The organism is Halomonas sp. Cn5-12, assembly GCF_021532545.1.
Lineage (GTDB): Bacteria > Pseudomonadota > Gammaproteobacteria > Pseudomonadales > Halomonadaceae > Vreelandella > Vreelandella aquamarina.
This window is the reverse complement of record NZ_JAKGAY010000003.1, coordinates 21,040-33,776: the sequence shown is the minus strand read 5'-3', so window position 1 is coordinate 33,776 and position 12,737 is coordinate 21,040. Positions and strand designations below refer to the sequence as shown.

Here is a 12,737-nt window from a genome sequence, read left to right as displayed (position 1 = left end):
ATGCCTTGAAACACCTGTCAAGCGACCGGACCGTGAAATGCCCGCTGCTCAAGGCATTGGGCAAACTTATTAAGTAAAATTAAAGCAAAACTGCTTTAACGCTTAATGGGTACTTGCAACAGCATTTGCATTGAAAGACTTATCTGCGCCCTTTAATGAAGCGCCTTCGGCAACATTCTCTGCCAGCGCCACGGCCAGCACGTCATCTATCCAGCGTACGGGGCGAATATCAAGCGCTCCTTTGATATTCTCCGGTACTTCCTTGAGATCTCGACGATTTTCCTCAGGGATTAAGACGGTCTTTATACCACCCCGCCTAGCCGCCAGCAATTTCTCCTTTAGACCCCCAATCGGTAATACTTCACCACGCAGGTTTACCTCCCCTGTCATGGCCACATCGCACCTTACTGGCCGCTGAGTATAAGCGGAGACAATCGCCGTTACCATGGCAATACCAGCACTGGGCCCGTCTTTAGGTGTGGCACCTTCGGGCACATGGATGTGCAGGTCTTCGTTTTCGAAGCGCTGGGGGTCAATTCCATAGGCCTGAGCACGCGCCTTCACGACGGTTTGTGCTGCACTTACCGACTCTTTCATGACATCACCAAGCGAACCGGTCTTGTTAATACGACCTTTACCTGGCGTCACTACCGACTCAATGTTGAGCAGCTCCCCACCTACGGACGTCCAAGCCAAGCCGGTTACACGACCGACTTGGTCCTCCTGCTCCGCCAAGCCATAGCTATAGCGGCGTACACCGGCATAAGTCTCAATCTGATCAGCGGAGAGCACTTGCTGCGCCTGCAGCTTGTTGCCTGCCTTATCTTTCGAGGTGCGCTCAGCTTCTAAGCGCTCACGCAGCACTTTACGGCACACTTTAGCGATCTGACGCTCAAGCTCGCGCACACCCGCTTCACGAGTGTAGTAGCGCACCAACTCAAGCAACGCGTCGTCATTCAGCGCTAGCTCTTCTTCCTTAAGCCCATTAGCTTCTAGCTGCTTGGGTAGCAGGTAGCGCCTAGCGATGGCGAGCTTCTCGTCTTCGGTGTAGCCCGGTAGACGAATAATCTCCATACGGTCCAGCAGCGGGCCTGGGATATTCATTGAGTTCGCGGTACAAATAAACAGCGTTTCAGAGAGGTCGTAATCCAGCTCAAGGTAGTGATCACTAAAGCTGTCGTTCTGCTCGGGGTCCAATACCTCTAGAAGCGCTGACGCCGGATCACCACGGTGGTCCATGCCTAGTTTATCCACCTCATCCAACAGGAAAAGCGGATTTTTCACCCCGGCACGGCTCATACGCTGTATCAGCTTGCCTGGCAGCGAGCCAATATAGGTGCGGCGATGGCCACGGATTTCCGACTCATCGCGCACACCACCCAGCGCCAGGCGGACGTACTTACGATTTGTCGCGCGGGCGATGGATTGACCAAGGGACGTTTTACCTACCCCAGGCGGTCCTACCAAGCAGAGCACCGGCCCTTTCATTTTCCGTACGCGCTTTTGTACGGCTAGGTACTCAAGAATGCGCGCCTTCACTTCTTCCAGGCCGTAATGATCTTCATCCAGCACCTGCTGGGCTTTTACCAGATCGTGCTTAACGCGCGTGCGCTTTTTCCATGGAACGGCAATTAGCCAGTCCAGATATGAGCGCACTACGGTCGCCTCAGCAGAATTGGCAGCCATCATTTTGAGCTTATTAAGCTCTTGAGTCGCTTTATCAGACGCCTCTTTGGGCATCCCAGACTCTTTGATCGCCTGTTCGTACTTTTCGGCTTCGTTGGGTACATTATCCAGCTCACCCATCTCTTTCTGGATGGCCTTCATCTGCTCATTGAGATAGTACTCACGCTGCGTTTTTTCCATCTGCTCTTTAACACGCGAGCGGATGCGCTTCTCGACCTGGAGCAGATCAATCTCAGACTCAATCAGCGCCATCAGGTGTTCAATACGGTCGCGTACGCGATCCATTTCGAGCAGCTCTTGCTTGTCACCAATTTTCAGCGACAGGTGGGCGCAGATGGTGTCGACCAAACGGCTAGGGTCTTCGATGCCCGACAGCGAGTTAAGCACTTCGTTGGACACTTTCTTAGACAGCTTGACGTACTGCTCGAACTGATTGAGCAGGACACGCACTAGCGCTTCTTGCTCACGACTGGTAAGCGGCTCGCTTTCACGTGGGATTAAGTGCGCCTGAGTGTAGCCCGCTTCATTTTCTTCGATATCGATAACATCAGCGCGGAAGCTGCCTTCAATCAACACCTTTACAGTGCCATCAGGCAGCTTAAGCAGCTGCATGATGTCAGCGACGGTCCCCATCGCGTAGAGGTCCGCATTATCAGGATCATCCTGTGAGGCCTCGCGCTGAGCCACCAGCAGTACACGCTTGTCGGCTTCCATCGCTGCCTCTAAGGCTTGAATGGACTTCTCACGGCCAACAAAAAGCGGAATAACCATTTGCGGATACACAACCACATCCCGCAAAGGCAACAGGGGTAGACATTGTGTCTGATCGGCGTTCTGCTGCATCGCAGACGTTCCTCAAATTCGGATGAGTACTTGAAGGGTACTTAGCCAAGTACCTCACAGTATGAAAGGGCATGGCACGACACATCACCGTGTGCTGGCCAGCCGTTTCAACAATAACGTAGAACAACAAGGGGCCGCCTAGGCGACCCCTTGGTTTGGCACAAGCGGTGAAAGCTAGGCCGTGGTACGTACCGAAGGGTTAACCGTCAGTACCGTCGACCCGCGCTTCTTCCTGCTGCGAGTAGATCAACAGTGGCTCGCTTTCGCCAGCAATGACGGAACCATCGATGACGACCTTGCTCACCCCTTCCAAGGAAGGAATTTCATACATGGTATCCAGCAGCACAGACTCTAGGATAGAACGCAGCCCACGAGCACCGGTTTTACGTTCCATGGCTTTCACAGCCACAGCCCGTAAGGCGTCGTCTCTAAACTCAAGCGTGACGCCTTCCATCTCGAAGAGCTTGGCATACTGCTTGATCAGCGAGTTTTTCGGCTCAGTCAAAATCTGAACCAGTGCGTCTTCTGTCAGCTCAGTCAGCGTTGCAATCACTGGCAGGCGACCCACAAACTCAGGAATCAAGCCAAACTTGACCAGATCCTCTGGCTCGACATCCGCGAGTAGCTCGCCAACGCCTCGCGAAGACTCTTTGCTTTTCACGCTGGCATTGAAACCAATACCGCCTTTCTCAGCACGGTCGCGAATGACTTTATCCAAGCCAGCAAAAGCACCACCCACAATAAACAGGATATTGGCCGTATTGACCTGAACAAACTCCTGCTGGGGATGCTTACGCCCACCTTGGGGAGGAACGGACGCCGTTGTGCCTTCAATTAGCTTCAGCAGCGCCTGCTGTACGCCTTCGCCAGAAACATCACGGGTAATCGACGGGTTATCCGATTTACGCGAGATTTTGTCGATTTCATCGATATAGACGATGCCGCGCTCGGCTTTCTCAACGTCGTAGTCGCACTTTTGCAGCAGCTTTTGGATGATATTTTCAACATCTTCACCCACATAGCCTGCTTCGGTCAGCGTCGTTGCATCAGCAATAGTAAAAGGTACATTCAATAGCCGCGCCATGGTCTCGGCGAGGAGCGTTTTACCGCTACCCGTCGGGCCAATTAGCAGGATGTTGGACTTACCTAGCTCCACATCGCCTTCACGTACTTCTGACTTCAGACGCTTGTAGTGGTTATAAACCGCTACAGACAGCACCATCTTGGCGCGGTCTTGTCCGATGACGTAGTCGTCCAATGTATGACGTATTTCGCGGGGCGTAGGTAAACGCTCCTCATCGCTCTCGGCATCGGCTTCGAGAACTTCTTCGCGAATGATGTCATTACATAAGTCGACACACTCATCGCAGATATACACGGACGGGCCGGCAATCAGCTTACGAACTTCGTTTTGGTTTTTACCACAAAACGAGCAGTAAAGCAGTTTGCCACCTTCGTCCTTGCCTTTGCCGTCGGCCATTCGCGTACCTCTGTCACTGCGGCGGCTGACGCCGCCTGAAAAGCTCGTTAGAAAAGCAGAATCCTATCACGCTATCAGGATGTAGGTCGCTTATCCAGCACTGCGTCAATCAAGCCATACTCTTTTGCTTTATTGGCGCTCATAAAATTGTCGCGGTCAGTATCCTGAGCCACTTTCTCAACATCCTGGCCAGTGTGGTGAGCCAGAATTTGATTCAGTTTCTCACGAATACCGAGAATTTCACGGGTGTGAATCTCAATATCCGACGCTTGACCTTGGTAGCCACCTAGCGGCTGGTGAATCATCACGCGGGAGTTAGGTAAGCAGTAACGCTTGCCCGCAGCGCCTGCTGTTAGCAGGAGCGCGCCCATGCTGGCAGCCTGACCAATACATACGGTGGAAACATCCGGCTTGATAAACTGCATGGTGTCATAAATTGACATACCCGCCGTTACCGAACCACCGGGTGAATTGATGTAAAGATGGATATCCTTATCGGGGTTTTCAGACTCAAGAAACAACAACTGCGCCACGACAAGGTTAGCCATGTAATCTTCTACCGGCCCTACCAGGAAAATCACACGCTCTTTTAAAAGGCGCGAGTAGATGTCGTAGGCTCTTTCCCCTTTGGCGCTCTGCTCAACCACCATGGGCACTAAACCGCCGGCGTTTTGAATATCAAACTCACTCATTCGGGTGATTCCTTGCGTCCGGTAAGGGAAAAGCGCACCCAGATAGGGTGCGCCACGCGATGAGATCAGGCGCCTGCCTGTTCGCCCTCTTCGGCCTTCTCATCTTGCTCAGCCTGCTGCTGAGCAGCAGCCAACGCTTGCTGGTAAGACATTTCGACGTCTTTGACGTTCGCTTGCTCAAGCAGCTTCTCAACGGCTTTCTCTTCGAGAATGGCAGATTTTACCTGGGTTTTCAGCTGCTCATTACCCATGTAGTACTCAACCACTTCGGATGGATCTTGATACTGCTCAGCCAGCTCTTCTACTTTGGCTTTGATGGCCGCGTCGTCTGCGTCCAGTTCATTGGCTTTGATCACTTCAGCTAGCAATAGACCAACCTGAACACGGCTCTTCGCCTGCTCTTCAAACAGCTCATTCGGCAGCTGGCTAACGTCAAAATCGTCACCCAGGCCAAACTGCTGAGCGGCTTGACGCTTCATGCCGTCCGTTTCTTGCTGAACCAGCGCGGTAGGCACGGGAATGTCGTTCGCTTTTTTCAGCGCATCCAGCACCTGCTGCTTAACACGGTTGTCAACAGCCTGAGCCGCTTCGCGGGTCATGTTCTTTTTAATTTCAGCACGGAATTTGGCTTCATCGCCGTCTTCCACACCGAAACGCTCGATGAACTCAGCATCAACTTCCGGCAGTTTCTGGCTGCTTACTTTGTGAACGGTCACCTTGAAGGTGGCGTCTTGACCGGCCAGATGCTCGGCTTGGTAATCCGCAGGGAAAGTGACGGAGATGGTTTTTTCTTCGCCTGCTTTAGCACCGATCAGTTGCTCTTCAAAACCTGGAATGAAGCTGTTAGAACCGATGACCAACGCGTGGCCTTCTGCACTGCCACCTTCAAACGGCTCGTCGCCCAGGAAGCCTTGGAAATCGATAGTGACTTGGTCACCGTCAGCAGCGGCAGCGTCAACTTCTTCCCATGCGGCGTTTTGCTTACGCAAGGTATCGATCATTTCATCGACATCTGCTTCGCTGACAGACACAACTGGGCGCTCAACGTCTGTACCTTCGATAGAGGTCAGCTCAACCTGCGGGTAAACTTCCATTACCGCAACGAACTCAAGGTCTTTACCCTCTTCATTAACTTTTGGCTCAATCTGCGGGAAACCGGCAGGGTTGAGTTCTTTTTCTGTGATCGCGCGAACGTAGCGTTCACGCATCACTTCGCCTACCACTTCACTGCGCACGCTGTCGCCATAGCGCTGACGCACGACGGCCATTGGCACCCGGCCTTGGCGGAAACCGTTCAAGCGAACGTTTTTCGCGGTGTCTTTCAAGCGAGCGCTGACGGCCTCGTCGATTTCTGCTGCCGGAACTTGAATCGTGATACGGCGTTCGATCTGGGAGGTCGTCTCGACGGAAACTTGCATGAATTGTCCTCTAGCGGCTGGGCGTTGTGTTGATTGCGTAAAATATGTTCAAGGGGGCAATTTTAAGAACCCTGACGCATGGTGGCAAGCGCCATGCTCGCAAGATGGGGGCGCAAGCACCAATTACAAGGGTTTAAAGGTACAAAAATCGTTACTCCCGCGCAGACCACCACAGGGAAACCGCATGCAGCAGCAGACCACACGTCGCCGCGTGAGAGATAAAGACCTGCCAGCTAATCCAATCAGTAAACATGGCGTGCCAAGCCCCCATCACCAGCGCCCCGAGCACTAGCATGATCGCTAGACGCTTTATTAGTGCTGGTAGCGCCTGACGAGCCTCTTGAGACAGCATCCTCCACTGGAACGCGGCTGCGCCAGCCACTAGCACCAAGGCCATCAGCAGAAGGGTTTGGCGCGTCTCATGCCCTCCCACCATATAGCGCGGGAGCGCAGCGAGCATCACGATGCATAAGCCAACCGCTACGCTCACTCGCTTGGGAGAGTAAACCGTTTGCTGCATGGCTATGCTACCTTTAGCTTCTGAGCATCAATCCACTCCTCTACCCACGGCACCGCTGCATCATCCGCCATGAAGGTTTCCATCGCGTCGATTTCAAGGCGCTCACCTAAACGGTGGGCGCCTTGATCCTGCAGCAACTCATCTAAGGCTCTCCCCGCGCCACAGAACGTATCACCGTAGGAACTATCGCCAAGCGCGATCAACCCATAACGCAGTCCCGCCAGCGAGGGGCTTTGATCTTTTAGACTGCGAACAAAGGGCACAAAGTTACCGGGAAAATCACCGCTCCCCGTGGTAGACACACAGAAAAGCGTTAGATCACTGGCTTGGGAAACATCGTCTACAGAGGGCTGTTCTGAAATATCAACGTCATAGCCCGCCTGCTCAAACAGCGGCTTTACCTGCTCTGCAACGTCTAACGCACCACCATACATGGTGCCGACCAGAATGGTTAACTTAGGCATTGGCCTACTCCTCGGCAAAGTTGTCATACTGCGCTTTGTTAAGTCCGCAAAGTTCAGTCGACAAATACCTGATGAATTTGCTCAAATATTAACACGACTGACAAAAATGACGCACGCCCCACCATGGGCTACCGACAATCGTCCAACAGGAGCGCTTATGCAGCAGACCTTTGAGACATGGATCACGCCCATTATGATTGGCGGCCTGATCATTTTTATGTGTTTTATTATTTGGGATCTCGCAAAAAAATCGAACGCAGGTAAATTTGGCACGATTATGTTGTTTGTGGTATTAGGTGCCGGAATGTTGGGCTACGTCATTAAAGTGGTGATCACTTGGCTGATTGAGGGTGGAGGTATTTAGCCAGATAGCGCCCTATTTGTAGCCTATAAAAAAGGAGTGCCATTAGGCACTCCTTTTCGTTGGGCAGCTTGATGTGCTCGCTACTGACCACTTGAGTAGCGTTCTACCTGCTGCTTTAGCTTTTGCCCGGGGCGAAAAGTCACCACACGCCGGGCAGAGATAGGGATTTCTTCGCCAGTTTTAGGGTTTCGCCCAGGCCGCTCGCGCTTATCACGCAGATCAAAGTTACCAAACCCCGACAGTTTCACCTGCTCGTTTTCACGCAAACAGGCGCGGATTTCTTCAAAGAACGCCTCCACCATCGCTTTTGCTTCTCGCTTTGACAGCGCCAGCTCAGTATGCAAATGCTCAGCTAGCTCTGCTTTGGTCAACGCACCCATAGGGCTCCTCCATGTAGCATACGCATTGCCAAGAACGTGATAAGCGTCGTGTCATGGCATAGCTTAGTTAGCCGCGAAGTTCGGCATCTAATTCGGCTCGCACGTTAGTGATGATCGAGTCGACCAACTGGTTGATTTCTTCATCATTTAGCGTGCGCGAAGCGTGCTGCCAGGTCAAGCCCAATGCAATACTCTTATAGCCCTCGGCTACGCCTTTACCAGCATAGACATCAAATAGCTTAATGTCTTTCAAGTAATCGCCTGCCTGAGCTTTTGCACAATCAAGTAGCGCTTGCACAGGCGTTGCTTCTTTGAGCATAAACGCCAAATCGCGTCGCACTTCTGGGTAGCGTGAAAGCGGCTCAAAGGCGGGAATTTCCCCCTGACTCAATACATCTAGGCGAACTTCAAACAGCACCGCATCAACCTTAAGCCCCAGCTTGGCACGCACTTGCGGGTGCAGTGTGCCAATCCAGCCGGCGGGTTCGCCATTGTAAAAGAGCTGGGCGGTTTGCCCAGGATGCAGAGAGGGGTGCTCGCCCGGCTCAAAGCGCCAAGCTTCCCGGGCCCCACCCATTGCCAAAAGACTCTCTAGATCTCCTTTCAGGTCATAAAAATCTACCTGAGCCTTAGTGCTGCTCCACCCCTCCCCTTCACGGCCACCGCACACTAAGGCGCCCATCATCGGCTCTTGGGTTAAGTTATCGAGATGGCCGTTAAATACCAGCCCTGTCTCGAAAATGCGCACACGGGTTTGCTGGCGATTGAGATTATACTCTAGGGCACGCACTAAGCCCGGGAAAAGGCTGGCGCGCATCACCGAGAGGTCCGACGAAATCGGATTCGCAAGCACGGGGGACACAGCATCTGGCAGCATTGCTGCCTGCAGGTCCGGCGCTACGAAGCTGTATGTCACCGCCTCCTGGAAACCGCGAGCAACCATCTGGTTGCGCAACTGAGACTGAGTGAGGAGTGCCTCGTTAGCTGGGCGAAGTGCTAGTCGAGCGGCTGGGCGACGAACCGGAAGGTTATTGTAGCCATGGATACGCGCCACTTCCTCGATGAGGTCTTCCTCAATGGCAACGTCAAAACGCCAGCTAGGGGCGACCACTGACCAACCTTCCGCCTGTTTATCAACCTCAAGCCCTAAACGCTGAAGGATATCGGTGACATCATCCGGCTGCAGCCGCTTGGAGAGCGCACTCTCAAGGCGAGCCTCGCGAAGCATAATGATGCGCGGTGCCGGTAAATGCTCATCGCTTACCGTCTCAACCACGGGCCCTGCCTGCCCCCCACAAATCTCCATCAGGAGCTTTGTAGCACGCTCAACCGCCATGGCAGGAAGCTCTGGATCGACGCCACGCTCATAACGATGCGATGCGTCGGTATGCAGACCGTAGGAACGCGCCTGCCCAGCAATGCCAAGCGGAGCAAAAAAGGCCGACTCAAGAAAAATCGTGTGCGTTTTTTCGTTTACCCCTGAATTTTCTCCCCCCATGATGCCAGCCATTGCCAGGGGGCCACGCTCATCGGCAATGACCAGTGTTTCAGGGCGAAGTGCTACCTCTTGGCCATCCAGCAGTTTTAAACGCTCCGCCTCTCGTGCCAAACGGACAGTAATGCCACCCTGCAGGTTGTCCCGATCAAACGCATGCAGCGGCTGACCAAGCTCTAGCATGACGTAGTTGGTGACATCCACCACAGGGTCAATCGAGCGTACGCCGCTGCGACGTAGCCGCTCAACCATCCACAGCGGCGTTTCAGCCTCTACATTCACGCCCTTAATAACGCGCCCTAAGTAGCGAGGGCACTGCTCAGCCGCCTCAATAGTGACGGGGAAAGTATCGTCGATACTCGCTTCAACGACTGTGATCTCAGGGCCACTTACCGGCAGGCGGTTAAGCACACCTACCTCTCTCGCAAGGCCTTTTATGCTCAGGCAGTCGCCGCGGTTAGGGGTAAGATCCACCTCGATGGTCATATCGTCGAGCTGCATATACTCGCGAAAGCTAGTGCCCACGGGGGCCGACGCCGGTAACACCAGGATACCAGAAGAGGTTTCTTCCTCTAACCCTAGCTCTGATGCCGAGCAGATCATGCCGCGCGACTCAACGCCACGCAGTTTTGCCTTTTTGATTTTAAAATCGCCCGGCAGCACGCCACCCACTTGGGCGAAGGGAATTTTCTGACCCACATCAACGTTGGGCGCACCGCATACTACTTGCACCGGCTCACCAGTACCGTCGTTCACCGTGCATACGTTGAGCTTATCGGCATCAGGATGCTTCTCTTTGGACAGCACTTCAGCCACGACCACACCGCTAAAGGCAGCGGCGACCGCTTCAACGGCATCCACTTCAAGGCCCGCCATGGTGATCTGATCGGCAATGGCCTGAGTATCAAGCTGCGGGGATACCCATTCACGCAGCCACTGTTCTGAAAATTTCATGTTGATTCCCGTCGCTGGCAGCGGTCTTAGGTGAATTGACGAAGAAAGCGCAGGTCGTTCTCAAAGAACAAGCGCAGGTCATTAACGCCGTAGCGCAGCATCGCCAAACGCTCTGCGCCCATACCAAAGGCAAAGCCGGTGTATCGTTCGGTATCAATGCCGGAGTGCCGGAAAACTTCAGGGTGCACCATCCCGCAGCCCATCACTTCCAGCCAGCCGCTATGTGAGCAAACACGACAACCGTTACCACTACACATCACGCACTGAATATCGACCTCAGCAGAGGGTTCAGTGAATGGGAAGTAAGAGGGGCGGAAGCGGACCGATAGATCATCACGCTCAAAAAACGCCTGAAGGAAGTCTTCAATGGTGCCTTTTAGATCAGCAAAGCTCACGCCCTCATCGACCAACAGACCTTCTACCTGATGAAACATCGGCGTATGCGTCAGGTCCGAGTCGCTGCGATAGACGCGCCCCGGGCAGACGATACGGATGGGCGGTTCACTACTCTTCATGGTGCGTACTTGCACAGGAGATGTATGAGTGCGCAGCAAGCGTGTAGCATCGAAATAAAACGTATCTGCCATCCCCCGCGCCGGGTGATGCGCGGAAATATTGAGCGCCTCGAAGTTATGGTAGTCATCCTCAATCTCAGGACCTACCGCCACATCATAACCAACGCGGGTAAACAAACCCTCTATGCGCTCAAGCGTGCGTGTCACAGGGTGTAAGCCACCACTCTCCTGCCCACGCCCCGGCAATGTTACATCGATCCGCTCAGCTGCCAAGCGGGCATTCAGCGCCTCACTCTCAAGCTGCTGGCGTTTGGCGTCTATCTCGGCTGATAGCGTTTGCTTGGCTTGGTTAATTTGCTCACCAGCCGCAGGACGCTCTTCTGCCGATAGCTTGCCCAGCCCTTTCAATAAGGCCGTCACTTCGCCTTTTTTACCCAAGTAACGTACGCGCAACTCATCTAGCGCTGAGACACTCTGCGCAGCTTGAATAGCATCGCGGGCCTCTAACACCAGAGTAGGAAGGTGGTCCATCCGATTTACTCCGAATTAAGCGGTTCCATCTTTCAAGATGGCTGGCATGTTGAAGGTGACAAAAAAACAGGGGAAGAGCGGCTGCTCTTCCCCTGCATGGGTCACACTGAAATGACCTCGGCACTTCACACTGAATTTAGCTCAGTGCAAATTGCCTTATTGGGCAGCCTTGGCTTTTTCCACGATAGCAGCAAATGCCGCTTTTTCGTGTACTGCCAGGTCGGCCAATACTTTACGGTCAATTTCAATACCGGCTTTCTTCAGACCGCCAACAAAGCGGCTGTAAGACATACCGTTGATACGCGCACCAGCATTGATACGCTGAATCCACAGCGCACGGAATTGGCGCTTGCGGTTGCGGCGGTCACGGTACGCATACTGGCCGGCTTTGATGACAGCCTGTTTGGCTACGCGGAAAACACGCGAACGGGCACCGTAGTAACCTTTGGCCTGCTTCAGTACTTTTTTATGGCGACGACGGGCAACTACGCCACGCTTAACACGGGTCATAACACACTCCTGACTTTATGACTGAGGCTAAATGCACTCAGATAAGAAAATTCGACCTTACAGGTTCGGCAGCATGCGCTGGATCAGCGCTTTGTCGGAAGCATGAATCTGCTTCATGCCACGCAGCTGACGCTTACGCTTGGTCGACTTCTTGGTCAAGATGTGGCTACGGAAAGACTGCTTGTGCTTGAAGCCGTTAGCGGTCTTTTTGAAGCGCTTAGCAGCGCCGCTGTTGCTTTTGATTTTCGGCATGAGAGAACTCCGCTCGATATTTTTTAGAAAACCCAGGGCCGACCAGCGCCTTCGCGCTGGCCCGTTAACTTCGCCGTTGGATCACTTCTTTTTCGGGGCAAGAATCATGATCATTTGGCGGCCTTCCATTTTCGGGAAAGACTCCACCACTCCGATCTCTTCCAGGTCTGCTGCGATCCGTTCCATTAGCTTACGGCCAATGTCCTGGTGCGCCATTTCACGACCACGGAAGCGCAATGTGACCTTACCCTTGTCACCACCTTCCAAGAAGCGGATCAGGTTTTTTAGCTTCACCTGATAATCGCCTTCGTCGGTGCCAGGACGGAATTTAACTTCCTTAACCTGGATTTGCTTCTGCTTTTTCTTTTGAGCCGCTTTCTGCTTTTTGGTCTCAAAAACGAATTTGCCATAATCCATGATCTTACAAACAATCGGATCGGCATTCGAAATTTGCACGAGATCTAAACCGGCAGCTTCCGCACGCTCAAGAGCCTCAGTGGTGGGCACAACACCCAACTGCTCACCTTCGGCATCAATTAGACGTACTTCTTCTTCGGTAATACGCTCGTTCATTGGAGGGCGTTTGTCTTGTGGACGCCCGCGCTGATTGCTTCGCTTGATCGCTCCGTCTCC

Annotated in this window: 13 protein-coding genes; 1 reads left to right on the top strand and 12 read right to left on the bottom strand. The window is 53.3% G+C overall.

What is annotated here, in order from left to right:
- Positions 1-102: 102 nt before the first annotated feature.
- The 6 genes from lon to L1249_RS02800 all read right to left on the bottom strand — a co-directional run bounded on the left by lon (position 103) and on the right by L1249_RS02800 (position 7,103).
- Positions 103-2,529: an endopeptidase La gene (gene lon / locus L1249_RS02825; RefSeq protein ID WP_172416223.1), complete on the bottom strand. Its 2,427-nt coding sequence runs from the start codon at positions 2,527-2,529 to the stop codon at positions 103-105.
- Positions 2,530-2,728: 199 nt separating this feature from the next.
- Positions 2,729-4,009: an ATP-dependent Clp protease ATP-binding subunit ClpX gene (gene clpX, locus L1249_RS02820; RefSeq protein WP_062373880.1), complete on the bottom strand. Its 1,281-nt coding sequence runs from the start codon at positions 4,007-4,009 to the stop codon at positions 2,729-2,731.
- A 74-nt stretch (positions 4,010-4,083) separates the two neighbouring features.
- Entirely contained in the window at positions 4,084-4,701 is a 618-nt protein-coding gene (clpP, locus tag L1249_RS02815) for an ATP-dependent Clp endopeptidase proteolytic subunit ClpP (protein ID WP_044629424.1), read from the bottom strand.
- Between the two features lie 65 nt (positions 4,702-4,766).
- A complete protein-coding gene (gene tig, locus L1249_RS02810; RefSeq protein WP_172416224.1) occupies positions 4,767-6,119 on the bottom strand; it encodes a trigger factor in 1,353 nt (450 codons plus the stop codon).
- Positions 6,120-6,270: 151 nt separating this feature from the next.
- The gene (locus L1249_RS02805; protein WP_044629426.1) at positions 6,271-6,639 is read right to left on the bottom strand and encodes a hypothetical protein; all 369 of its coding nucleotides are present in this window, start codon (positions 6,637-6,639) and stop codon (positions 6,271-6,273) included.
- A 2-nt stretch (positions 6,640-6,641) separates the two neighbouring features.
- On the bottom strand, positions 6,642-7,103 hold the full coding sequence (locus tag L1249_RS02800) for a flavodoxin (protein ID WP_058576341.1): 462 nt from the start codon (positions 7,101-7,103) through the stop codon (positions 6,642-6,644).
- A gap of 157 nt (positions 7,104-7,260) precedes the next feature.
- On the opposite strand from L1249_RS02800, the gene L1249_RS02795 reads away from it, so the two are divergent.
- Entirely contained in the window at positions 7,261-7,467 is a 207-nt protein-coding gene (locus L1249_RS02795; RefSeq protein WP_058576340.1) for a DUF2788 domain-containing protein, read from the top strand.
- 80 nt (positions 7,468-7,547) lie between these two features.
- Here L1249_RS02795 and L1249_RS02790 read toward each other — a convergent pair whose 3' ends face one another.
- The 6 genes from L1249_RS02790 to infC all read right to left on the bottom strand — a co-directional run bounded on the left by L1249_RS02790 (position 7,548) and on the right by infC (position 12,725).
- A complete protein-coding gene (locus L1249_RS02790; protein ID WP_044629429.1) occupies positions 7,548-7,847 on the bottom strand; it encodes an integration host factor subunit alpha in 300 nt (99 codons plus the stop codon).
- A 67-nt stretch (positions 7,848-7,914) separates the two neighbouring features.
- Positions 7,915-10,296, bottom strand: a complete 2,382-nt coding sequence (gene pheT / locus L1249_RS02785; protein WP_172416225.1) for a phenylalanine--tRNA ligase subunit beta — start codon at positions 10,294-10,296, stop codon at positions 7,915-7,917.
- 26 nt (positions 10,297-10,322) lie between these two features.
- Entirely contained in the window at positions 10,323-11,342 is a 1,020-nt protein-coding gene (gene pheS / locus L1249_RS02780) for a phenylalanine--tRNA ligase subunit alpha (RefSeq protein ID WP_172416226.1), read from the bottom strand.
- A 156-nt stretch (positions 11,343-11,498) separates the two neighbouring features.
- Complete coding sequence (gene rplT, locus L1249_RS02775; RefSeq protein ID WP_009097607.1) at positions 11,499-11,852, bottom strand: 50S ribosomal protein L20; 354 nt, start codon at positions 11,850-11,852, stop codon at positions 11,499-11,501.
- Between the two features lie 57 nt (positions 11,853-11,909).
- Positions 11,910-12,104 (bottom strand): 50S ribosomal protein L35, encoded by a 195-nt coding sequence (rpmI, locus tag L1249_RS02770; protein WP_009724291.1) that lies wholly within the window; start codon positions 12,102-12,104, stop codon positions 11,910-11,912.
- Positions 12,105-12,185: 81 nt separating this feature from the next.
- Positions 12,186-12,725: a translation initiation factor IF-3 gene (gene infC, locus L1249_RS02765; protein ID WP_074210535.1), complete on the bottom strand. Its 540-nt coding sequence runs from the start codon at positions 12,723-12,725 to the stop codon at positions 12,186-12,188.
- Between the last annotated feature and the right edge of the window lie 12 nt (positions 12,726-12,737).